The following is a 21,976-nucleotide window of genomic DNA, read 5'->3' as shown; positions in this document are numbered from 1 at the left end:
CGGCGAGTCAGCCATGGATGGCTGACCGAGCCGGGGAGCAACCCCCGCCCCGGGACGACTCCGACCGAAGGCTATCCAATAGGCTGCGCATCCGAGAGCAGATGTCTCCCTGCGGTCGACATGACAGCCAGACTTTCCTGGTGCGGCCCGCCGGGGCGCCACACGGCACGGGCCGCGTACAAATGACGCAGGCGCCTACAGCCGGTGCTGCTGCATCAGCCGGTAGAGCTTCAACCGCAGGCGCAGCAACGGCTGCGAGATGCGGGTGGGCATCCGCACCGTGCCGCGGCGATGGCGGATCGGTCCCGTGACTGTCGAGGCGGTTTCAGCAGGGCCCGTCGACGCGGCGGATGGCGTGTGGATATTGGACAGCGCCGGCTGCGGTACCTGCCGCGCGGGTGCCGACGCCGAGGCCGCCGCCGCCGCCGCGCCTGCGGCGGCGAACATGCCCAGCGTGCTGTAGCCGCTGTAGCCGGGAAACACCTCGGCCGTGCGGGTGTGCCCCATGCGCGCGCGCAGCAGTTCGGTGAAGACGCGGCGGAAGTCGGTGGTCACCGGCACGTCGCCGAAGTGCGGCGAGAGGATTTCCGGATGCAGCCCGGGCCAGCTGCCGTAGAAGCGTCGCCCGTTCACCGGGCCACCCATCACCAGCAGCGGGTTGCCGTAACCGTGGTCGGTGCCGCCGCTGCCGTTCTCGCGCACGCGTCGGCCGAATTCCGACTGCACGACCACCGTCACCCGCCCCATCTCACCGGTCGCCGCAAGTTCGCCATAGAAGGCCGCCAGCGCCTGCGACAGCTCCCCCACGCGCCCGTGGAAATAGCCGCCGCCGCTGTTGCCCTGGCTCTCGTGCGTATCCCAGCCGCCCACGTCGACGGCCGCATAGCGCAGGCCGAGGTTGAAGCGGATCGACTGCGCCACCGTCCACAGCTGGCGGGCGAAGGTCGTGGTCGGCCACGCGGTCGGCAGGGTTGCGTTGTAGGCCTGCCGCGCGACCGTGCGCAGTGCGCCGTCGGCAGCCCGGCCGCTGTGTTCCACCCCCACGTTGCCCTGCCACATGCTGGCCAGCGTCTCGTTCACGCCCTTGAAGCCCGTGGGCGAGCCGTCGCGCACGCGCTGCCAGGCATAGGAACCCGAGTTGAGGTCGAAGTCGGTGGGACTGCCCATGGTCAGGGCCTGAGTGGCGCCGAGCAGGTTGGCGGGCATGCGGCTGTTGGCCGCCAGCGCCGGCATGACCACTGACGACGAAGCGCCCGGCTGCGTCTCCCAGGCGCGGGCGATCCAGCCGGTACCGTTGCCCTTGTTGCCGGGCGTGCCGAAGTCCAGGTACTGCTGCGCGTCGAAATGGCTGCGCGTGACCGTGGTCTGCATGCCGCAACAGTGGACGATGGCGAGCCTGCCGTCGGCCCAGACGTCGCGCAGCCCGGTAGCTGCTGCGTGCAGGCCGAAGCCGGTGGCCGAACCGTTGGCCAGGGTGAGCGGCAGCGCGGCGTTCTCGCCGCTGACCGGCACTTGGATATCCGGACGCGCCTGCTGGTAGTGGTCGCGGTCGTTGCCCGAGATCGGCACGACGAGGTTGAGCCCGTCGATGCCACCGCGCAGGAACACGTGGACGATGGTGTCGTAGCTGTTGACGGCTGCGTGCGCGTTGTTGCCGAAGAACAATGCGGGAGCCGCGGCGCCAACCGCGGCAGTGGCGCAGCAACCCTTCAGGAAGCCGCGGCGATCGAGTTCGATGGTCATGGTCTCGTCCTCAGCGGCTCAGGAATTCGGGCGACATCAGGATCAGCGACACCATGCTGCGCAGCCGCTCGTGGTTGTAGTGGCGCTTGAGGTCGCCCTGCTGCCATGCGTTGGTGTCCTCGATCACGTAGCCCGCGGGGTCGCCGTTCTGCGCCATGAACTGGCGCAGCACGCCCAGGCGCTGTGCCGTGGGCAGGTAGCCCAGCACGCGCCGGCACCAGAATTCCACCAGCCGGTTCGCGGTCCACTGCGCGGGCGGCAGCCCGGCCCTGGTGATCTCCAGCAGCGGCAGCAACTTGCCGGTGCCGGCGACGTTGTTGGTTTCGGTCAGCCAGTTCTGCAGCTTCCAGGTCATGCCGAAGCTGCTGGCGCCGGACCACGCGGTGGACACGTCCGGATAGCCGTTCGGCGCCGCCCAGTCGTAGGGCTGGTGGCCGGTGAAGCCCAGGCGCCAGTTGAGGTCGTTGCTGCGGTTCTCGTCGAAGGTGTAGGTCCACTGGCAGCCAAGCACGCGCAGCGTCGCGGCCAGCGCCTCGAACGGACGCCGCGTCTTGCGGCCCCATGCGTACTGGGCCGTGTCCGACAGCAGGATGTGGCGCAGCGTGCGCTTGATCTGGTCGGGTGCCTGCCAGTTGGCGCGGAATACCGCCGCAGCGCTGTCGACCAGCGCCTGCGGCGGGTCGTCGCTGACAAAGCGGCGCACCAGCTTGCGACAGATGAAGCGCGCCACGCGCGGGTGGCTGGCGATGCGGTCGAGGATGTCGCGACCGTCCTGCAGCGCCGGCCGCTCGGGATAGATGAAACGGCCCAGCACGAACTTCGGCCCGGAATCATGCCAGTCGGCGTGATAGTAGAAGGCGCCGTCGTCCTTGCTGGCGTGGGTGAATTCCCAGTGGTTGTTGTTGACCGACCAGCCGGTGAATGCCGCCGCGGTCTCGTAGACGTCGATGTCGGTGTAGCCGATCGGATAGTCCGGATCCTCAGGGCAGGGCGGCACCTCGAACGGATCCATGAAGCCGAGGTAGTTTTCCGCGCCGAAGGTGTGCAGCTCCAGCAGCTCGCGCGCGAAGTTCTCGTTCGGGCCCGAACGCCGGTTCGACTTGTTGTCGAGGTAGGTCATCATGGCCGTGCTGCGCGCCACGTCCTCGAGCATCTTGCGGAAGTTGCCGAACGCGTTGGCGCGGATCACTTCGCGGTCGTAGTGGCCGTAGACCGGGCAGCAGTCGTAATCACTGACCATCACGTTGAAGTGGTCATGCCAGAAAGCGGTGGTGACCTCGAACAGCTGGCGCTTGGAAAACACCGCGCGAACCAGTGCCTCGCGCTGCACTTCCCAGCCGGGGCGCATGCGCACCGCGTACTCGACGTCGGCACGCACGTGCTCGGTCCACTGCTGCGCAAGGGTCTTGCCCAGCGTGGTGTAGCCGGCGCTCGACAGGCGCGTGGCGACGGCAGCGTCGTCGATGGCGGCAGGATTGAGCTGGCGATCGACCCACGTGGTCAGACGCGCGACGTCACTGCTGCCCAGACCGTTGAACTCGGCGACCGATTCAGGCGTGGCGCCGTGGCTCATGTTGTTGAGCACGCGCACGGCGAAGGGTGGCGTGGGCAAGGTCAGCAGGCGCCTGGGCGAGGCCTTTTCCATCCCGACCGAGGGAACGGCGCTGGCGGGCGCGGCGTCCGATGCCTGCTCGGGAAAGCCCTGGAAGCGCGGCGCCCGCGCAAGCCGGTAACGCTGGCGGTGCGCGCGCTCCAGCGCGGCGCGCTCCCCCCGGGAGAGGCCTCGATCCATGACATTTCCTTGTTGATCCCCTGCGCGGAGAGTATCGGCGCAAACCGGGCCCGGTTGTGACAGGGCACACATTCCGTTTCCGTTCGAACGCGTATGTCCCGGATTGCCCGGTTGCTGGCGTTCGCCAAGCGACGTCGCTGCGCCTCACACCAGTCCGGTCGCGTAGAACACGCCGATGATCACGAACACCGCCGCGGTCTTGATCAGCGTGATCGCGAAGATGTCCTTGTAGGACTGGCGGTGGGTCAGGCCGGTGACCGCCAGCAGGGTGATCACCGCACCGTTGTGGGGCAGGGTGTCCATGCCGCCCGAGGCCATCGACGCGACACGGTGCAGTACCTCCATCGGGATCCCGGCGGCGTCGGCATTGGCGATGAATGTCTCGGCCATGGCCGCCAGGGCGATGCTCATGCCGCCCGAGGCCGAACCGGTGATGCCTGCCAGCGCGGTCACGGTGACGGCCTGGTTGATCAGCGGATCGGGAATCGCGCTCAGCACGTTGGCCACCACCAGGAAACCAGGCAGCGCCGCGATCACTGCGCCAAAGCCGTATTCCGATGCCGTATTCATCGATGCCAGCAGGGCGCCACCGATCGCCGACTTCGTGCCCTCGGCGAAGCTCGCGAACACCGGTTTCCACGCGAACACCAGGATCGTTGCGATGCCAACCAGCAGCGCGCCCTGCACGGCCCATATCGCGGCGATCTTGCTCACTTCCTGCACCACCGGCGCCGGATCGCCGACCACCGCCGGCACGAAGGCGTGGCTGGTCCCGTACAGCGCCGGGATCCAGCGCGTGAACAGCAGGTTGCTCACGCCGACCAGCAGCAGCGGCAGCAGCGCGACCAGCGGATGGGCCAGGCGCTCGCCCATGAAGGGCGCGGGCTCGTTGAGCAACAGGGCAGGATCGCCATAGCCTTCGCCCGCACGCTGCGCTGCGCGCCGGCGCCACTCGAGGTAGGTCATGCCAACGACCAGGATGAACACGCCGCCCAGCGTGCCCAGCACCGGCGCGGCCCAGGCGGTGGTACCGAAGAACGCGGTGGGAATGATGTTCTGGATCTGCGGTGTACCGGGCAGGGCATCCATGGTGAAAGTAAAAGCGCCCAGCGCGATCGTGCCCGGGATCAGCCGCTTGGGAATGTCGCCCTGGCGAAACAGCTCGGCCGCGAACGGATACACCGCGAACACCACCACGAACAGCGACACCCCGCCGTAGGTGAGCAGCGCGCAGACCAGCACGATGGCCAGCATCGCGCGCTTCGCGCCGACCACCCGGATGGTCGCGGCCACGATCGAGCGGGAAAAACCAGAGATCTCGATCAGCTTGCCGAACACCGCGCCCAGCAGGAAGACGGGGAAATACAGCCTCAGGAAGCCGGCCATCCTGTCCATGAACAGGCCAGTGAACATCGGTGCCACCAGCGTGGGATCGCTGAGCAGCACCGCGCCCATCGCCGCCACCGGCGCGAACAGGATGACGCTGTGGCCGCGGTAGGCCACCAGCATCAGGAAGCACAGCGCGCCGAGCACGATCAGGAAATCCATGTGCAGACCTTCGGCGCAGGGCGCCCGGGAACGGCAGCCAGTGTCGGCAACACGCGCTGTGCCAGCCCATTGTCCGAAGGTACGATGCCGCCGGATGCGCGGCCTCCCTAATCTCTGCGCCATGCGGCCCTGCGGCCGTTCGCCTTGCATCCCTGGGAGGGGCATCGATGAAGCGCAATCTGAAAACCAGCAGCCTGAGCCTGGCCATCGCCCTGGGCCTCGCCGCGCCCGCCGCCGCCTGGGCGCAGGACAGTGCCGCCACGACCACCGCGCCGCGATCTTCGGCCACGACCCTGGACGTGATCACGGTCACCGCCCGCAAGCGCGAGGAGACCCTGCAGGACGTGCCGGTCGCGGTCACCGCGTTCACCGCCGACACGATCGACAAGCTCAACATCCAGGACATCGGCGACCTCGATGCGCAGGTGCCCAACCTGACCATCTATGCCGCGCGCGGGTCGACCAGCACCGTGACCGCCTACATCCGCGGCGTCGGCCAGGCCGATCCGCTGTGGGGCGTGGACCCGGGCGTGGGCATCTACCTGGATGACGTCTACATCGCGCGGCCGCAGGGCGCGCTGCTCGACGTGTTCGACGTCGAGCGCATCGAAGTGCTGCGCGGGCCGCAGGGCACGCTGTACGGCAAGAACACCATTGGCGGCGCGATCAAGTACATCTCACGCGGCCTGCCGACCGAAACAACCGGCTTTGGCTCGATCACCGTGGGCAACTACAACCAGCTCGACGCCAAGGCGGGGATCGGCGGGTCGCTTGGCGGCGAGGACAGTGGCCTGCGCGGCCGGGTCGCGGTCGCCAGCATGAACCGCGACGGCTACGGCACCAATTTGTTCAACGGCCAGGACGTGAGCGACAAGGAGATCAACGCGCTGCGCATGCAGCTGGGCGCGTATTCGCACGAAGACTTCGACGTGCAGTTCGCGTTCGACTGGATCGACGACCAGTCGGGCGTGCGCGGCGCGAAGATGCTGGCGCCCAACACCAACCCGCTGGTGCCGGTGACTGGCGGGGCGCCGATGGACAACCGCTACGACATCCGCAGCGGCATGCCCAACGTCAACGACACCGAGATGAAGGGCATTTCCGCCACCGTCAACTGGCGGCCGAGCGAGGACTGGGCGCTCAAGTACGTGGTTGCCAAGCGCGAGTCGGACACCGAAACCAACATCGACTTCGACACGCTTCCGGAGAAGATCGCCGACGTCAAGGCGTTCTACAGCGACCAGCAGGTCAGCCATGAGCTGCAGGCCAACTATGACGCCGGCGGCCGCGGCCGCGGCGTGGTCGGCATCTACGCCTTCAACGGCGATGCCGGCGGCCAGGTGCTCAACAACTTCTTCGATCTGTCCTTCGGCGATACACAGGGCTACGTCAACACCAAGGCGATCGCGCTGTACGCCGACTGGACCCACGACCTGACCGACCGGCTGAAGCTCGACGTCGGCGCGCGCTACACCGACGAGGACAAGCACGCGGTCGCCTACAACATCGGCTACACCGATGCGACGTTCACCGTGCCCAATGGCGTGGTGGCGGCCAACTTCGACAAGACCGTCAACTTCAAGAACGTATCGCCCAAGGTCTCGCTGGATTACCAGCTCACGCCGGACGTGATGATCTACGGCTCGGCCTCGCGCGGCTTCAAGTCGGGCGGCTACAACATCCGCGCCAACACCACGGCGGTGCCGCGCTCGGGCGAACCGTTCAACGACGAGAGCGTGGACAGCTTCGAGATCGGCACCAAGATGGGTCTGCTCGACCAGCGCCTGTTCCTCAACCTGGCCGCGTTCCACAACATCTACGAGGACATCCAGCTGTCGGTGTTCACCGCGCTGCCGGGTGGCGGCTTCTTCGGCGACTTCACCAACGCCGGCAAGGGCACGGTGACGGGCGTCGAGGCCGAGTACCAGTTCATGCCGACCGAGCACTGGTTGATCAGCGGCAACCTGGCATGGCTGGATGCGGAGTACGACGAGTTCATGAGCGGCGGGGTCAACATCGCCGACACGCAGTACTTCACCAATGCACCGGAGTTCTCGGGCGCAATCAACGTGGAGTACCGCACCGACCTGGCCAACGGCGGCAACCTGTCCGCGCGCGTAGGCTATTCCTACCAGTCGGAGGTCTGGCCCACCACCGACCTGAGCCCGGTGATCAGGCAGGAGGGCTACGGCCTGGTCAATGCCGGCGTGATCTGGCGCGCCAACGATGCCTGGTCGTTCTCGCTGCAGGGCACCAACCTGGCCGACGAGGAATACCGGACCACCGGCTACAACCTCGTCAGCGCCGGCCTCGGCGTGCTCACCGGGTTCTTTGGTCCGCCGCGCCAGTACAGCCTGACGGCCCGCTACAACTTCTGAGCGGCCCTGCGGGCAGGCGATGTCACCGGTCATCCCGGACGAAGAAGGGCTGCGGATCCGTCCGCGGCCCTTCGCGCTATGCTCGCGCGCGGTAGGGTCAGGGTCGTGGTGATGGCAGGGCAGGGGCGGAGGCGATGCTGAGCATCGGTGCGGTGGTGTCGGCGTCGCTGCTGTGGCTGGCGCTGCTGTTCGGCATCGCGGTGTATGCCGAGCGCCGCACGGGCGTGCTCGCACGCCACTGGAAGCACGTCTACGCGCTCTCGCTGGCGGTGCACTGCACCTCGTGGACGTTCTACGGCACCGTCACCCAGGCAGGCCGCTACGGCTGGCCGCTGCCGCCCACCTTCGTCGGCGCGATCGCGTTCTACGCGCTGGCGGTGTTCTTCCTGATCCGCCTGGTGCGGCTGGCGCGCGAGACCAACGCCACCTCGCTGGCCGACCTGATCGCCACGCGCCTGGGCAAGGATGCGTGGCTGGCTGCGATCGTCACCCTGGTTGCGGCGCTGGGCGTGATCCCCTACATCGCGCTGCAGCTGCAGGCGATCACGCAGAGCTTCGCCACGCTCACCAGCGACGCGGCCTCGGCCGGAGTGCCGCCGCCCTGGCGCGACGGCGCGCTGTACGTGGCGCTGGCGATGGCGCTGTTCGCAATGGTGTTCGGTACGCGTCGGGCCAGCGCGACCGAGCACAACCGCGGCCTGGTGCTGGCGATCGCGTTCGAGTCGGTGTTCAAGCTGCTGGCGATGCTCGCACTGGGAGGGTTTGTCTGGCTGGGCCTCGATGGGGTGCGCATGGACGCCGCGCCGCTGCCGTCGCCGCCTGCGACCGGCGGCTTCGTCCCGCTGGTGCTGCTGGGGGCGCTGGCGATGTTCGTCATGCCGCACCAGTTCCACGTGGGCGTGGTGGAGTGCCGCGACGACCGTCACGTGCGCACCGCGCGCTGGCTGTTCCCGCTGTACCTGCTGCTGATCGCGATCCCCGCGCTGCCGCTGGCGCGTGCCGGCGCGCAGCTGCTGGGCGACAGCGTGCCCTCGGACATGTACGCGCTGGCGCTGCCGCTGGCCGCGGGCAACGACGCGATAGCGCTGCTGGTCTTTCTTGGTGGACTGAGCGCGGCCACGGGCATGGTGATCGTGGCCACGCTGACGCTGAGCCTGATGATCGGCAACCACTGGTTTGCGCCTGGCCTGCTGCGTGGCGCCTGGTCGCGCGGGCGCGCGGACGACCATCGCGGCGGCCTGCTGCTGCTGCGGCGCACCGGCATCGTGGTGATCATGCTGCTCGGCTGGGCCTATGCGCGCCTGGTGGGCGGCAACGAGGCGCTGGCTGACGTGGGCGCGGTGTCGTTCTCGGCGCTGGCCACGCTCACGCCGGCGCTCGCGTTCGCGGTCTGGCGCCCGCAGACGCCGGCGCGCGCGGCGGTGGCCGGCGTCGCCACGGGTTTCGCCGCTTGGGCCTGGGTGATGCTGCCGCCGATGATCGCGCCCGGCGATGCGTTCGTGCAGCACGGCCCGTTCGGCCTGGCCTGGCTGGCGCCGGAGTCACTCTTCGGCCTCACCGGCTGGAGTCGCCTCGGCCGCGCGGTCGGGGTCAGCCTGTTCGTCGGCACCGCAACCACCGCATTGCTTGCCGGCCTGCGCAGCGCACCGCACCGCAGCGAGGCGCGTGGCTCGGACCTGCAGACCCTGCGCAATGCGGGGCGCCGGTTCCTGGCGGCGCAGCGCGTGGACGAGTTGCTGCGCGGCGCGCCGCCCAGCGGGCCGGTGCCGGCGGCCATCGAATCGACGCTCGAACGCGAACTCGCGGCCGTGCTGGGCAGCGCCTCGGCGCGACTGTTGCTCGACGCCGCGCGCCGCGAGGCGGGCCCCGATCTCGACACCGTCGCCGCAATCGTCGGCGAGGCCTCGCAGGACCTGCGCTTCAACCAGCGCCTGCTCGAGGCGGCGCTGGAGAACATGAGCCAGGGCATCAGCGTCGTCGACAGCGAGCTGCGCCTGGTGGCCTGGAACGGCCGTTACGCAGAGCGCTTCGACTACCCGCCGCAGATGCTGCGCGTGGGCGTGCCGGTCGGCGAGCTGGTGCGCTGGAACCTCGGCCGCGGCCTGCTCGGCCCGGTCGACATGGAGCGCGAGCTGCAGCGGCGCCTTGAGCACATGCGCGCGGGCACGCCCTATGTCGCCGAGCGCCGCTTCCCCGACGGCACCGTGGTGGAAATACGCGGCAACCCGATGCCCAACGGCGGCTTCGTGGCCACGTTCACCGACGTCACCGCCTTCCGCGTCGCCGAGGTCGAACTCAAGCGCAGCAACGAAACGCTTGAACAGCGCGTGGCCGAACGCACCGCCAGCCTCGACCAGGCGCGGCGCGAGGCCGAGCGCGCCAACGACGCCAAGAGCCGCTTCCTCACCGCGGTGGGCCATGACCTGCTGCAGCCCCTGCACGCCGCGCAGCTGTTCACCGAATCGCTGTCGCAGCAGCTCGACGCGGGCAAGCGGGCCGCGCTTGGCCAGGTGCGGGGTGCGCTGGATTCGACCACCGACCTGCTCACCGGCCTGTTCGACATGTCACGCCTGGAGGCAGGCGGGCTGGTGCCGCAGCCGCGCGATTTTCCGCTGGCCGAGGTGCTCGATCCGCTCGCGTCCGAGTTCCGCGCACTGGCGGGAGCGGAGGGGCTGTCGTTCGCGTACGTGCCCACGGCGGCCTGGGTGCACGGCGACCCGCAGCTGCTGCGCCGCGTGCTGCAGAACTTCCTGGCCAACGCCGTGCGCTACACCCGCAGCGGCGGCATGCTGCTGGGCGTGCGCCGTGACGGCAGTGCGTTGCGCATCGGGGTGTACGACACCGGTCCTGGCATCGAGCCCTCGCAGCAGGCGTTGATCTTCGAAGAGTTCCGTCGCGGCGATGGCGTGGCGGGGCAGGGGCTTGGCCTGGGGCTTGCCATCGCCGACCGCATCGCGCGGCTGGTTGATACGCCGCTGGGCCTGTCCAGCCGGCCGGGGCAGGGCACCGCGTTCTGGCTGCTCGTGCCGCGTGTGGCCGCAGCGCAGCGTCACGAAGCGCCGGTGGCGCGTCCGGGGCTGGTCGCCGAACGCATCCTCATCGTCGACAACGATCCCGCCGCGCTGGCTGCGCTGCGTGCGCTGCTTGAGGCCTGGGGCTGCACCGTCGATGCCGCGGCCGATGGCGTCGGCGCCGAAGCGCTGCTGCAGCGCCAGGCCGCAGCGCTGTGGCTGTTCGACTACCACCTCGACGACGGCGACACCGGCATCGCCGTGCACGCGCGCCTGGCCGAGCGATACGGCGCGCGGCCGACCCTGATCCTCAGCGCCGACGACAGCGGCGAAGTGCGCCGCGCCGCCCTCGAGCAGGGCCTGTCGCTGCTGCAGAAGCCGGTGCGCCCGCTGGCGCTGAAGTCGGTGCTCGACCGGATGCTTGCAGGCAGGCAATAGGCGGCCTGTCATCGCGAATGCAATGAAGATTGTCATCTCGACTGTAATGAAGATTGTCATCTCGAACGCAGTGAGAGATCTGCTCCACCGCAGATCTCCCCATCCGGAATGACAGTCCCCGGCGTCCCCATTCCTGCGGAACGACAGTCAGTAGGTCGATGCGATAATTCCCGAAACGCCCCCGCGTCCTACGGAAGCATCCCGCATGCCCTACACCCCCATCGTCGCCACCCTCGGCTACGTGCTCTCGCCAGACCGCAAGCGCGTGCTGATGGTCCACCGCAACGCGCGGCCCGCCGACCAGCACCTGGGCAAATACAACGGACTGGGCGGGAAGCTAGAAGCCGACGAGGACATCGTTGCCGGCATGCGCCGCGAGATCCACGAGGAAGCCGGCATCGAATGCGAGGAACTGCAGCTGCGCGGCACGATCAGCTGGCCGGGCTTCGGCAAGCAGGGCGAGGATTGGTTCGGCTTCCTGTTCGTGGTGACGCGATATTCCGGCGAGCCGTTCACCTCGAACCCGGAAGGCACGCTCGAATGGATCGAGATCGACCGCATCCTCGACCTGCCGCTGTGGGACGGTGACCGCCAGTTCCTGCCGCTGGTGTTCGACGATGACCCACGCGCCTTCCATGGCGTGATGCCGTACCGCGACGGGCGGATGGTGTCGTGGAACGTGTCGCGAATCTAGGGAACCCCTGAGCAACCCGCTTTCTGCTCGTCATTCCTGCTTTCGCAGGGATGACTACAGTTGTTCAAGTGTCCCCCGATCAGCCCTCGGGCTCGGCCCACGCGGCGAACTCGCCGCCACCGGGTTCGATGAAGTGGAAGCGCCGGCCGCCCGGGAAATCGAAGATCGGCTTCACCACATCGCCGCCGGCGTCCACCACCTTGGCGAGCGTGGTCTCCAGCGCGTCGCTGAAGAAGACGACAAGCGCGCTCCCGGTCTCCGTGCGCGCCGACAGCTCGGCCTTGTAAAATCCTCCGTCGAGGCCCGCGCCGGAGAAGGCGACGTAGTCGGGGCCGTAGTCCACGAACGTCCAGCCGAACACCTGTCTAAAGAAGCGCTTCGTGGCGTCGAGGTCACGCGACGGGTATTCGACGTAATCGATCTTTTCATGTTTCGGCATGGTGGTCTCCGAACTTGACGATAAGTGGGATGCGGCGAGAGCCTGGAGCGCCCGGCTAGCGGACCGCCGCAGCGCATCTGCCGGTCAGCCGATCGAGTTCCTCGAACAGCGCCGGATCCACGGCGGTGAAGTTCAAGCAGGACTTGCCCTGCATCCTTCTGCGAAGCGCCTCCGAGGTATCCACCAACAGCTCCGGGTTCTCGTAAACCGGCATCAGGTGATTAACTCACGTAGGCCTTCTTCGTCTGCACTGCGGCGAAGAACTTCGGTTTGGCCTTTGCAGTGGCGGCCGGCAGCTCGATGTAGAGATGACGCGGCTCGTCCGTCCTCAAGGGCATGCCCGCGACATGCTTGCGCAGGATGCCGGGCAGGGCGGCGAAGGTCGCGTCGAGGTCGGGCATGTCGGACTCCCGTGTGTCCAGCCTGGGTGGCCATGCTGCATCCGGACCGGGCGCACGGGCAAGCAGTTCCGCATGCCTGTGCGCCCGTGTTCTCGCTATCCGCCCAACGTCCGCGCCAGCTCATCCGCCATGCCGGTCGAAACCAGCCACCACGCCGCGGCGAGATTGAGGACCACCGTGATCCAGAACACCGACTGGAACGGCTGCTTGACCGTCTTGTGCCGGAACTGCTGCTGGGCGATGAGTGCGCCGGGCCAGCCGCCGCACAGGCTCACCAGGTGCAGGCTGTTCTCGGGGGTGCGCTGGGCGTCGCGCCGCGCTGCCGCCTTGTCGAAGGAGTACATCAGCCAGGCCAGGCCGCTCGCCGCGAACCAGGCGACAGCCATCAGCACGGGAATCGCCCCAAGGGCGGCCGCCGCCGCGATGGCGGCCAGGGCGCCAACCCCGAGCGCCGCCCGTGGCACGCGGGACGGCTGTCGCGGCGTCTCGATCTTCTGGCCGGCATGCCGTATCTGGCGCGCCTGCAGCCTGCCTTTCGCATCCTTGCCGGGAAGATACGAGATCAGGTCGCCGGAAACAGGACGGCGCGATCCACGCTGGAACTCATTGACGTGCACGAAGGCACGGTCACCGCCACCGTTGGGCATGACAAAGCCGAAGCCCTTGTCGTCGTTCCAGTCGGTGATCCTGCCTGCGAGTCGCACGGCTGCTTCCTCCGGTGGCCGATGCCGTGGGCGCAGCACGGCGATGGCGGATCATAGCGGCCTCGCGCCGGCTGGCAACCGCCGCGCTTTGCCGAGCATGCCGTCCACATGACGCAGCAGAAAAGATCAGGCGTCCAGCCTTCTCCGCCGGGTGAACAGCACGGCGACCCCGATCATGGAAACCAGCCACTCGATCAGGAAGGCTGCCGGAACCTCGAAGTGGCCTTCGCCGGCCCAGCTGGGCGTACCCGTTCCCGGAAAGGAGCCGAAAAAGACCGAAGTGCCGACAAAGGCGGCCGCGACCCACGCCCCCGTCCTGGTCTCGGACGGGCGATCCATCCATTTGAAGCACAGCGCAACCCAGAGCAGCTGGGGCGAACCGAACATGAGCATGAAGACCGTCGCCGCGAGGGGTTCGGCCCCCTCGGACATCACGGCCAGGAACTTGAAGCTCGCCAGGCACGCGAACGCGAGCATGAGAATCCGGTTCATCTGTTTCCTTGAGCAGCGCCCGACATCGAGGCCCAGCACCTCGGCGTCGTGGGGGAACACGCATCGTAGTTCCGTCCAGCCGTCGCGCCTTGCCGCGAGCGCTGCGCGGGATCAGGGTCGGCTGACGTCATCGCAATACGGTGCCGACCCGTTGTACTCCAGCAGATCCCACAGGTTGCCGTACAGATCGCGGAACACCGCGACCGTGCCGTACGGCTGCTCCGCCGGCGGGCGTACAAACTCCACGCCGGCGCCTGCAAGCCGATGGTAGTCGCGCCAGAAGTCGTCCGTCTGCAGGAACAGGAAGACCCGCCCACCCGTCTGGTCGCCGATCAGCCTGAGCTGCTCGGGCGTGGAGGCGCGAGCCAGCAGCAGGCTGGCGCCAGCACCGCCGCAAGGAGCGACGACCACCCAGCGCTTGTCCTGCTCTGGCCGCGGGCTGTCCTCGACCAGCTGGAAGCCCAGCTTGCCGACGTAGAACGCGATGGCCTCGTCATAGTCGCGGACCAGGAGTGAGACGTGGACGATCGCTTGATTCATGCGTAGACCTGCAAAAACCAGCCTTGTTGTGCCCGGTGACCGAAATCAATCGCGCGTTCCCTGTGCGTGACGCCTGGTAGATATCAGATGCGATGGAGGACTTACCGATTCCTTGTCCCCGGCAGGATGCTGAAAAAAGTTCCCGCTATGGAAAGTAGCAAGGCGCCAACGACAATCGGCAGACGATACCTGGCCATGAACTGCTCCGAAGCCATCTTCCCGCAGTCGTATCCAACAGAGAAATCTTCTGTTTCAGGGCAGCCACTCAACGCAACGAAGATTCCCGACACGGTCAGCGCAACAGCTGCAAACAGCACGAACCAAAGCAGACAGAACAACAATCTCCGCATATGTTTCCCCTGATAGCCAACGCTTGAATCAAGCCGCGCCGCAAAACGGTGTCGACTTGAATGAGTGGTCAGGCCGCTGCCGCCTGGCGGGAAAGCCAGTATCCGCTTGCTGCAACGGCCACCCAGAACAACAGTCCAACGACTGCGCACTGCGCTTCACTCGCCTCGGCCTTCGGCCGGAACTTGCGAAGTAGCACATATCCCACGCCTTTGATCATCAACTCGAAGAAGATCTCGAACAGGATCCGACCAAGAACACGAGCAACCCCGCCAAGCGCATCTCCAGCGATCTCCCCAATCGGCATAGATGTGTCCTAGCGGTCAAACACCAGAATCAAGCCGCGCGGCGAAGCGACATCGGCTTGAATGAGTAACGCGCCACCGAACCATAGGTGAGGTAAGCCGGCGCGAGGAGCGGCCAGGGCACTCAGCGCCCCGCCGAGACCCAGAACACGCTGCGGAAGTGATGCATCATGTCGGGCGCACGATAGGCATTGCCCACGAACATGGCGTCAGCAGGCGGCTCCCCGCCGGCGCACGCAAGCGGCCGCGCGTTCACTTCTCCGAACCGGCCCTCACCGAATGCCTGCCACTGGTCGCTTTCCACCGGATCGTCGGTGACCGTGCCGTTGGCGTTGCCCACCTGGTCGCGCAGCACCCGGAAGCGGCCGGCGTTGCAGTCCACCTCCAGATCCCACATGTAGAAGCGATGTGGATGGCTGGCCTGCTCCACTACCTGGATGTACTCGATCCTGCGCATGCCAGCGGAGAGTGCATCCACGTTGCGTGCAACGAAGGCCACGCGCTGCGGCGCTTCGCCCATGCCACCCACCAGATACCAGCAGCGCAGGTCGGCCGCGGGATTGCACTTGAGCTGTCTGCTGGTCAGTGGGTCGGCATCCTGTGCCATCGTGGCCAGCGGCAAGCCTGTCGACATTCCCATCAACAGCCCCGCCACCAACGCGCCGCGCCGGCGCAGCCGTGCCCGCAAATCCATCGTGTCTCTCCCTGATTCCTGATCCAATGCGCCGCGCCCTTGCTGGCCTGGCGCCGCGGGCCGCGCGGTCATTCCACCAGCGGCCGGAAGGTGGTGGCGGCGCCTTCCCTCACCGTGACCAGCTGCCCCGGCGTCACCGTGCCGCTCTGGGTGCCGAACTCCCGCCGGTAGACGGGATCGATGCTGCCGGACCCAAAGGCCGGCGAATACGAAACGCTGCGCCGCCCGGTATCCACGTGGCGCTCGGTTTCGAACGTCACCGGAAACTCGGCCCACACCAGGTAGCGCCCCGGCTTGAGGCCGGCGAATTCGAAGTTGCCCTCGCGGTCCGTTCGCACGCGCCCGGCGTACTTCCAGATATCCGGATGCAGCTTGCGCAGGTGATGGCTGGAAAAGCTCAGGCCGTAGGCGTCATGCCAAGCCTCCACATGAGCCGTCATGGGCAGCAGGAACACCCACTCCCGATCGGCCACCGCAGTGGCGGCGCGGCTGAGCATCCGCGCCAGCGAGCGCCCCGGCTTGATGGAGTACCCCATGACTCCGCGCAGGCTGCCGTTGCCCAGCTCCATCATCGCTTCCAGCTCGCGCGCGTCGTACCGCTCCATGATGCGCTGCTCCTGGCCGCGCTCTGCCTGCGCCTGCTCTTCGACGGCATGGCGCGAGGCGCTGCGAACCTGCGCGGAAGCCACCTGCGTTGCCAGCAACATGACGCAGCTCAGTCCCGCCACGCCGCAATACAGAACCTTCCGTCCCATTGCCTCTCCCCCGCTCCCTGGAAACGCAATCATAGAACGCGGCTGCGGCGTTGTGTCACCGCGCGCCGCGACGCAGCAAACGTCCGACGCACTTGATAGGCGGTAGGCGTCGGGCCCGTCCCAGTGAGATCGCCAGGTGGACTGCAACTGCGAGCAGCCGAATAACGGCGGGGGTGGGCGGTGTGGCACGGCTTACGCATCGCGCTGCGCCTGCCACTTGTCCATCACGTCCGCGCCACCAGCCCGAGGGAGCGCATGCACGAGATCTCAGGGGTGTTGCACTTGGGGTGTTAATTCAACCCGATTCGGTCCGTACAACCCGATTCTGGCTGGCCGCGCAGACACGGTCAATGCGCGAACCTTCCGCGGTTTCAGTGGCTTGGTGGCTTGGAGCTTGGCCCCGCTCGAGCCCGTTGGCCCAAGACTCGGCGTTATACCGTATGGACGCGCGGCCATAAGAGATATCGCGGTGCCGGGAGGGTCATATCTTCGTGTTGTCGGCACCGCCCGGTACGTGCGGCGTTGCTGCGGGATGTGCGATATCGCTGCATGATCGGGCAGGATCCGGACGTGGCAGCCGGCGTGCCTGCGCGTGGGCGTATGTGCGGCCGCGCGCGCCGACGTCGTGCAATCGATATGCGGTCTGGACGCTGTTACCGCCAGCAGTTCTGGCGCGCACTCGCTCCCAGTGGTGTCGTCGTCCTACCCCGACACCTGCCGGCTCGGGTCTCCGATCTCCAGCTCGCGCAGGATCACGCTTGCCTGGGTGCGGTTGCGGGCGCCGAGCTTTTCGAAGATCACCGACAGGTGCGCCTTGACGGTGCGTTCCTGGATGTCGAGCCGGTCGGCGATCTGCTTGTTGAGCAGGCCCTGGGCGACGAGGGTGAGCACGCGGAACTGCTGCGGGGTGAGGCTGGCCAGGCGCGCGGCGAGATCGGCGTCGGCAGGGGATGACTGGGTGCGGGTGACGGCGCCGCGCAGGGCAGGGGGCAGCCACTGTTCGCAGGCCAGGACGGTGCGGATGGCTTCGCGCAGTTCGTCGAGGCCGGCGCTCTTGGGGATGTAGCCGGCGGCGCCATGGTCGAGGGCGCGGCGGATGATGGCCGGGTCTTCGTTGGCCGAGACCAGCACCACGGCCACCGCCGGGAACTGGGCGCGGATGGCGGCCAGGCCGGCAAGGCCGTGGTTGCCGGGCATGTGCAGGTCGAGCAGCACCAGGTCGATGTCGTCGTGCGTTTCGAGCAGGGCGAGCACGCCGTCGAGCGACTCGGCTTCGCAGGTCACCACGCCCTCCGCCGCATCCACGGCAGCACCGCGCAGGGCGGCGCGGAACAGCGGGTGGTCGTCGGCGATGAGCAGGTTGGGCATTGCGGGCAGGCTACAGGGCGAGGCTGAAGTAGGCGCTGTTGGGGTCTTCGACGTAGTGGCCGAAGGGCGGGCAGGGGCGGAAGCCGGCCGCCTGGTACAGCCTGCGTGCCGGCTCGAAGTAGGGCATCGAGCCTGTTTCGAGGCTGGCGCGCGCGTAGCCGGCGACACGCGCGTCGGCGAGCAGGTGGGCCAGCATCTCGCGGGCCACGCCCCTCCGCAGATAACCGATCGCGGTGCGCATGGCCTTGATCTCGGCATGGCCCGGGCCGAGGTGCTGCAGGGCGCCGCAGCCGGCGAGCTGGTCGCCGTCGTGCAGGGTCCAGACGCGCACGCCAGGCTCGCGCAGGCCGGACAGGTCCAGCGCGTGGCGGCTTTCAGCCGGGGCGGTGGCGGCCATGGCGTCCGCGTGCTGCTGCATCAGCGCGGCGAAAGCGGGGTCGTCGAGGTCGGCGGGGCGGATGTGCATGGCGGTGGGCGGGCTGGTGCCCGTGATGCAATAGGAACGCGTGGGACCGTGGCGGCCAGAGGTCGTCTGGCTGCGGTGGCTGCTCTCATTCGTCTTCGCCACCTTTACCCCGGCGGGTACGTAGCCCCGCAAGCGGGGACGGGAGCACCGGTCATTGCGCCGTCCAGCCCCCGTCGATGGGCATCGATGTGCCGGTGACATTGTGGGCTTCGCGGCGGCACAGCCACACGGCCATCGCGCCGATATCCTCGGGCAGTGAAAGGCGCTGGCTGGGCTGCTTTTCCGACAGCAGCGAACGCACGCCGTCCTCGCGGCTGCCGCCGTTGCGGCGCGCTTCGATCTGCGGTTCGATCAGCGGTGTCTCCACCCAGCCCGGGCAGATGCAGTTGACGGTCACGCCACCGCTGTCACGGCTGCCGGCCGCGGCGTATTCCAGCGCGGCCACCTTGCTCAGGCCGACTATGCCGAACTTGCTGGCCACGTAGGGCGCCTTGTCCTTCGAGGCCACCAGGCCGTGCACCGAGGCGACGTTGACCACGCGCCCGTAGCCGCGTGCGGCCATGCCCGGCATCGCCAGGCGCATGGTGTGGAAGGCCGAGCTGAGGTTGATGGCGATGATGTCGTTCCACTTGGCTACCGGCATCTCGGCCAGCGGCACGGCGTGCTGGATGCCGGCGTTGTTGACCAGTACGTCGATCGGGGACCAGGTATCGATGGCAGCCACCATCTGGTCGATCAGGTCGGGATTGCGCAGGTCGGCATCGAAGTGGCGCACGTCCGGGGCGCCGGCATCGCGCACGGCCTGCACGGCCGATGCGATCTGTTCCTCACTGCCGAGGCCGTTGACGGCGACGCGCGCGCCGTGCGCGCCGAGCGCTTGGGCGATCGCCAAGCCGATGCCGGAGGTGCTGCCGGTCACCAGTGCGGTGCGGCCTTCGAGGAAGCGGTCATTCATGCGTTTCGGGGTCATGGGGGCCTGCGGCCACGGTAGCAGGCGCGAGGCGGGTGGGAGTGGTACCAAAGTACGATGGGCCGGGCCGGGCGGGCTGCTACCGTGCCGGCATGAGCTATCCATCCATGATCGGAAAAGTGTGCGCGGTGGCGCTGGTTGCCAGTCTGGTGGCCTGTGCCGGGGGGCCGCGCACGAAGACAGCGGAGGCGACCGTGTTCAGCGCGCAGCGCAGCAGCGAACATCGCGGCCAGGACGACCTGCTCACCGCGGGTCTGGGCCTGGACGGCCTGCGCGCGATGGTGCCGCCGGCGTTTGCCGATGCGGGCCATCCCACGTCGGCCGAGCTGCGTCGCCGCGCACTGTGGAGCAACTGGCGCGGTATCGCCGATCTCGCGCCAGGCGGCGGCTATGGCGAGCTGTACGGCAGCGTTGCCACGGTGCCGGGTCGCGAGTTCCATGCCTATGCGAAGGTGCCTGGCGCGATCCATCCGCACCGCGTGATGCTGCAGCTGCCCGACGCGTTCGATGCGCGCAGACGCTGCGTGGTGGTCACTGCCTCGTCCGGCTCTCGCGGCATCTATGGTTCGATCGCGGTCGCCGGTGCCTGGGGCCTGCCGAAGGGCTGCGCGGTGGCCTATACCGACAAGGGCGCGGGCAGCGACTATTACGATCTCGACAGCCACACCGGCAGCCGGCCGGACGGCACGCGCGCCGCGCTGGGGGCGCCGGACCTGGCCTTCGTGCCGGATGCGCCGGTCAATGCCTCCGGCGTGGGCTTCAGGCACGCGCACTCGAAGGACAATCCGGAGGCGGACTGGGGCCGGCATGTGCGCCAGGCGGCCGAGTTCGCCCTGCAGTCGCTGGCCGAGGCGCTGCCGGCGCAGGCGCCTTTCACGTTCGACAACACGCGCGTGATCGCGGTCGGCATCTCCAACGGCGGCGGCGCGGTGCTGCGCGCGGCGGAACTCGATGGCGACTGGCTGGACGCGGTGGTGGCTGGCGAGCCCAATGTCCATGTCGATGGGCCCGGTTCGCGCAGTCTCTACGACTACACCGCCGAAGCCGCGCTGCTGATGCCCTGCGCGCAGCTGCATCTTCAGGACTTGCCACAGCCGCCGCTGGCCGCGCAGGTGGCGCCGCTGTGGACCGCGCGCTGCGCCTCGCTGGCGGCCGCAGGGCTGGTGGAAGGGGCCGATGTCGCGGCGCAGGCGAAATCGGCCTACGAGCGGATGCTGGCAAGTGGCTGGACCGACGAAGCGCTGCGTGCCGGCGTACTGTCGACCGGCTTCGACCTGTGGCGTGCGGTGGCAGCGACCTATGCCTCGGCCTATGGACGCTTTGGGGTCGGCGAGCATCCCTGCGGGTTTGCGTTCTCGGCGCAGAACGCCGACTTCTCCGCGCGTGCGGCCACGCTGGCCGAGCAGGCCGCGTGGTGGAGCGACGCCAGCGGCATTCCGCCGGGGGCGGGCGTGGGGCTTGTCGATCCATCGCTGGCGCCGCCGGACTTCGGTTTCGCCGGCCTGCAGTGCCTGCGTGCGCTCAACGGTGGTGATGGCGAGGATGCCAGGCGGGTGCAGGCGGGGATCGCAGCGACCCGCGCCGGCTTGCCGCGCGACGGGCTGCCGGTGGTGGTCGTGCACGGCGCCGACGACGGGCTGGTGCCGATGGCCTTCAGCAGCGTGCCCTACGTGGCGGCGGCGCGTGCGGCCGGGCGCGACGTGCGCTTCTGGGAAGTGCGCAATGCGCAGCATTTCGATGGTTTCCTCGGGCTGCCGGACTATGCCGCGCGCTATGTGCCGCTGCTGCCGTACGTGTATGCGGCGCTCGACCGGGTCACCGCGCACCTGGACGAGGAGGGCGGATTGCCGGCCAACGCGGTAATCGCGACCACGCCGCGGGGGATGGGCAGGCCCCTGGAAAAGACGAATCTGGCGATGCCGGAGTAGGGGCGGGGCTGTCGCACGGCGAAGCGTCGGGGGGATGCAGGGTGCTGTACCTTCGGCGCCCCCGAGACGTCAACCGCTGTGGTCTTGGGCTGGTTCAGTTGCGCAGCTACCTGCTTGCCCCCACCCCGGCCCTCCCCCGCAAGCGGGGGAGGGAGTAAGTAGCCTCCGCATGCCTGCCCTGCTCCCTCCTCCGCTTGCGGGGGAGGGCCGGGGTGGGGGCAGTGACGTGGCGAGGCGCCAAACGCAGCAGCCCCCCCCCGCTCCTGTCATCCTCACGACGCTTTTGGCACTCTGGAGGTCCGTTGTTTCCGCAGGACCGGCCATGTCCAGACCCCGCCATTTCTCGATGCTGCGCGACTTCCAGCTGGCCGACTGGTTCACGCTGGCCAATGCGGTCTGCGGCACCGGCGCTGTGTTCGCGGCGATGCGGTTCCTGCAGGACGGGGTGGTCAGCGACCTGCTGGTCGGCATGGCGCTGATCCCGCTGGCCTTCATCTTCGACGCGCTCGACGGGCGCATCGCGCGCTGGCGCAAGGTCGCTTCCACGCTGGGGCGCGAGCTTGACTCGCTGTCCGACGTGATCTCCTTCGGCGTCGCGCCCGCCGCGCTTGGCTATGCCTGCGGCCTGCAGGGCGGTTGGGACTGGGTGGTACTGAGCTACTTCGTCGGCTGCGGCGTCAGCCGCCTGGCACGCTACAACGTCACCGCCGAGACCCTGGCCGATGGCGGTGACAAAGTGAGATTCTTCGAGGGCACGCCGATCCCCACCAGCCTGGCGATCGTGATCATGCTCGCGATCGCGGCCTGGCAGGGTGCGATCGGGGACGCGATCTGGTTCGGGCAGTGGCAGCTGGGTCCCTGGCAGCTGCATCCACTGGTCCTGGTGTACGCGCTGTCCGGTTCGCTGATGATCAGCAAGACGATCCGTATTCCGAAGTTCTGAGGCGCCTGACACCGGAGCG

General features: G+C 68.1%; 20 protein-coding genes. 5 read left to right on the top strand and 15 right to left on the bottom strand.

From position 1 onward, the window contains the following. Positions 1-195: 195 nt before the first annotated feature. From ACW5EG_RS08825 to ACW5EG_RS08815, 3 genes are all read right to left on the bottom strand, one after another. Complete coding sequence (locus ACW5EG_RS08825) at positions 196-1,743, bottom strand: DUF1501 domain-containing protein (RefSeq protein WP_457019978.1); 1,548 nt, start codon at positions 1,741-1,743, stop codon at positions 196-198. Between the two features lie 10 nt (positions 1,744-1,753). Then, positions 1,754-3,535, bottom strand: coding sequence for a DUF1800 domain-containing protein (locus tag ACW5EG_RS08820; protein WP_457021278.1), 1,782 nt, complete (start codon positions 3,533-3,535; stop codon positions 1,754-1,756). A gap of 144 nt (positions 3,536-3,679) precedes the next feature. Further along, positions 3,680-5,083: a GntP family permease gene (locus tag ACW5EG_RS08815; protein ID WP_457021277.1), complete on the bottom strand. Its 1,404-nt coding sequence runs from the start codon at positions 5,081-5,083 to the stop codon at positions 3,680-3,682. 167 nt (positions 5,084-5,250) lie between these two features. Here ACW5EG_RS08815 and ACW5EG_RS08810 point away from each other — a divergent pair, with 167 nt between their 5' ends. The 3 genes from ACW5EG_RS08810 to ACW5EG_RS08800 all read left to right on the top strand — a co-directional run bounded on the left by ACW5EG_RS08810 (position 5,251) and on the right by ACW5EG_RS08800 (position 11,604). Beyond that, a complete protein-coding gene (locus tag ACW5EG_RS08810; RefSeq protein WP_457021276.1) occupies positions 5,251-7,461 on the top strand; it encodes a TonB-dependent receptor in 2,211 nt (736 codons plus the stop codon). A 134-nt stretch (positions 7,462-7,595) separates the two neighbouring features. After that, positions 7,596-10,910, top strand: coding sequence for a PAS domain-containing hybrid sensor histidine kinase/response regulator (locus ACW5EG_RS08805; RefSeq protein ID WP_457021275.1), 3,315 nt, complete (start codon positions 7,596-7,598; stop codon positions 10,908-10,910). A gap of 205 nt (positions 10,911-11,115) precedes the next feature. Next, on the top strand, positions 11,116-11,604 hold the full coding sequence (locus ACW5EG_RS08800; RefSeq protein WP_457021274.1) for an NUDIX hydrolase: 489 nt from the start codon (positions 11,116-11,118) through the stop codon (positions 11,602-11,604). Between the two features lie 79 nt (positions 11,605-11,683). On the opposite strand, the gene ACW5EG_RS08795 is transcribed toward ACW5EG_RS08800, so the two are convergent. The 12 genes from ACW5EG_RS08795 to ACW5EG_RS08740 all read right to left on the bottom strand — a co-directional run bounded on the left by ACW5EG_RS08795 (position 11,684) and on the right by ACW5EG_RS08740 (position 19,086). Further along, entirely contained in the window at positions 11,684-12,043 is a 360-nt protein-coding gene (locus tag ACW5EG_RS08795) for a VOC family protein (protein ID WP_457019969.1), read from the bottom strand. Positions 12,044-12,098: 55 nt separating this feature from the next. Next, a complete protein-coding gene (locus ACW5EG_RS08790; RefSeq protein ID WP_457019967.1) occupies positions 12,099-12,257 on the bottom strand; it encodes a hypothetical protein in 159 nt (52 codons plus the stop codon). Positions 12,258-12,264: 7 nt separating this feature from the next. Then, positions 12,265-12,444: a hypothetical protein gene (locus tag ACW5EG_RS08785; protein ID WP_457019966.1), complete on the bottom strand. Its 180-nt coding sequence runs from the start codon at positions 12,442-12,444 to the stop codon at positions 12,265-12,267. Between the two features lie 95 nt (positions 12,445-12,539). Next, entirely contained in the window at positions 12,540-13,091 is a 552-nt protein-coding gene (locus tag ACW5EG_RS08780; protein ID WP_457019964.1) for a DUF1294 domain-containing protein, read from the bottom strand. 183 nt (positions 13,092-13,274) lie between these two features. After that, positions 13,275-13,700 (bottom strand): hypothetical protein, encoded by a 426-nt coding sequence (locus ACW5EG_RS08775; RefSeq protein WP_457019962.1) that lies wholly within the window; start codon positions 13,698-13,700, stop codon positions 13,275-13,277. Between the two features lie 51 nt (positions 13,701-13,751). Beyond that, positions 13,752-14,180: a VOC family protein gene (locus tag ACW5EG_RS08770; protein WP_457021273.1), complete on the bottom strand. Its 429-nt coding sequence runs from the start codon at positions 14,178-14,180 to the stop codon at positions 13,752-13,754. A 418-nt stretch (positions 14,181-14,598) separates the two neighbouring features. Further along, positions 14,599-14,835 carry a hypothetical protein gene (locus tag ACW5EG_RS08765; RefSeq protein WP_457019959.1) on the bottom strand — a complete coding sequence of 79 codons (237 nt, stop codon included), beginning with the start codon at positions 14,833-14,835 and terminating at the stop codon, positions 14,599-14,601. 122 nt (positions 14,836-14,957) lie between these two features. Then, positions 14,958-15,599 carry a hypothetical protein gene (locus ACW5EG_RS08760; RefSeq protein ID WP_457021272.1) on the bottom strand — a complete coding sequence of 214 codons (642 nt, stop codon included), beginning with the start codon at positions 15,597-15,599 and terminating at the stop codon, positions 14,958-14,960. Further along, positions 15,596-16,315 carry a hypothetical protein gene (locus ACW5EG_RS08755; RefSeq protein ID WP_457019957.1) on the bottom strand — a complete coding sequence of 240 codons (720 nt, stop codon included), beginning with the start codon at positions 16,313-16,315 and terminating at the stop codon, positions 15,596-15,598. The genes ACW5EG_RS08760 and ACW5EG_RS08755 overlap by 4 nt, the downstream gene beginning before the upstream one ends. Before the next feature lie 669 nt (positions 16,316-16,984). Continuing rightward, the gene (locus ACW5EG_RS08750; RefSeq protein ID WP_457019955.1) at positions 16,985-17,650 is read right to left on the bottom strand and encodes a response regulator; all 666 of its coding nucleotides are present in this window, start codon (positions 17,648-17,650) and stop codon (positions 16,985-16,987) included. A gap of 10 nt (positions 17,651-17,660) precedes the next feature. Then, the gene (locus ACW5EG_RS08745) at positions 17,661-18,116 is read right to left on the bottom strand and encodes a GNAT family N-acetyltransferase (RefSeq protein ID WP_457019954.1); all 456 of its coding nucleotides are present in this window, start codon (positions 18,114-18,116) and stop codon (positions 17,661-17,663) included. A 151-nt stretch (positions 18,117-18,267) separates the two neighbouring features. Further along, positions 18,268-19,086 carry a 3-hydroxybutyrate dehydrogenase gene (locus tag ACW5EG_RS08740; RefSeq protein ID WP_457019953.1) on the bottom strand — a complete coding sequence of 273 codons (819 nt, stop codon included), beginning with the start codon at positions 19,084-19,086 and terminating at the stop codon, positions 18,268-18,270. Positions 19,087-19,178: 92 nt separating this feature from the next. Here ACW5EG_RS08740 and ACW5EG_RS08735 point away from each other — a divergent pair, with 92 nt between their 5' ends. Together ACW5EG_RS08735 and ACW5EG_RS08730 are read left to right on the top strand one after the other, a co-directional pair. Next, a complete protein-coding gene (locus ACW5EG_RS08735; RefSeq protein ID WP_457021271.1) occupies positions 19,179-21,014 on the top strand; it encodes a 3-hydroxybutyrate oligomer hydrolase family protein in 1,836 nt (611 codons plus the stop codon). A gap of 322 nt (positions 21,015-21,336) precedes the next feature. Continuing rightward, positions 21,337-21,957 (top strand): CDP-alcohol phosphatidyltransferase family protein, encoded by a 621-nt coding sequence (locus tag ACW5EG_RS08730; protein ID WP_457021270.1) that lies wholly within the window; start codon positions 21,337-21,339, stop codon positions 21,955-21,957. Positions 21,958-21,976: the final 19 nt, after the last annotated feature.

Source organism: Luteimonas sp. A611, assembly GCF_054072715.1.
This window is presented reverse-complemented; position numbering and strand designations above follow the sequence as displayed.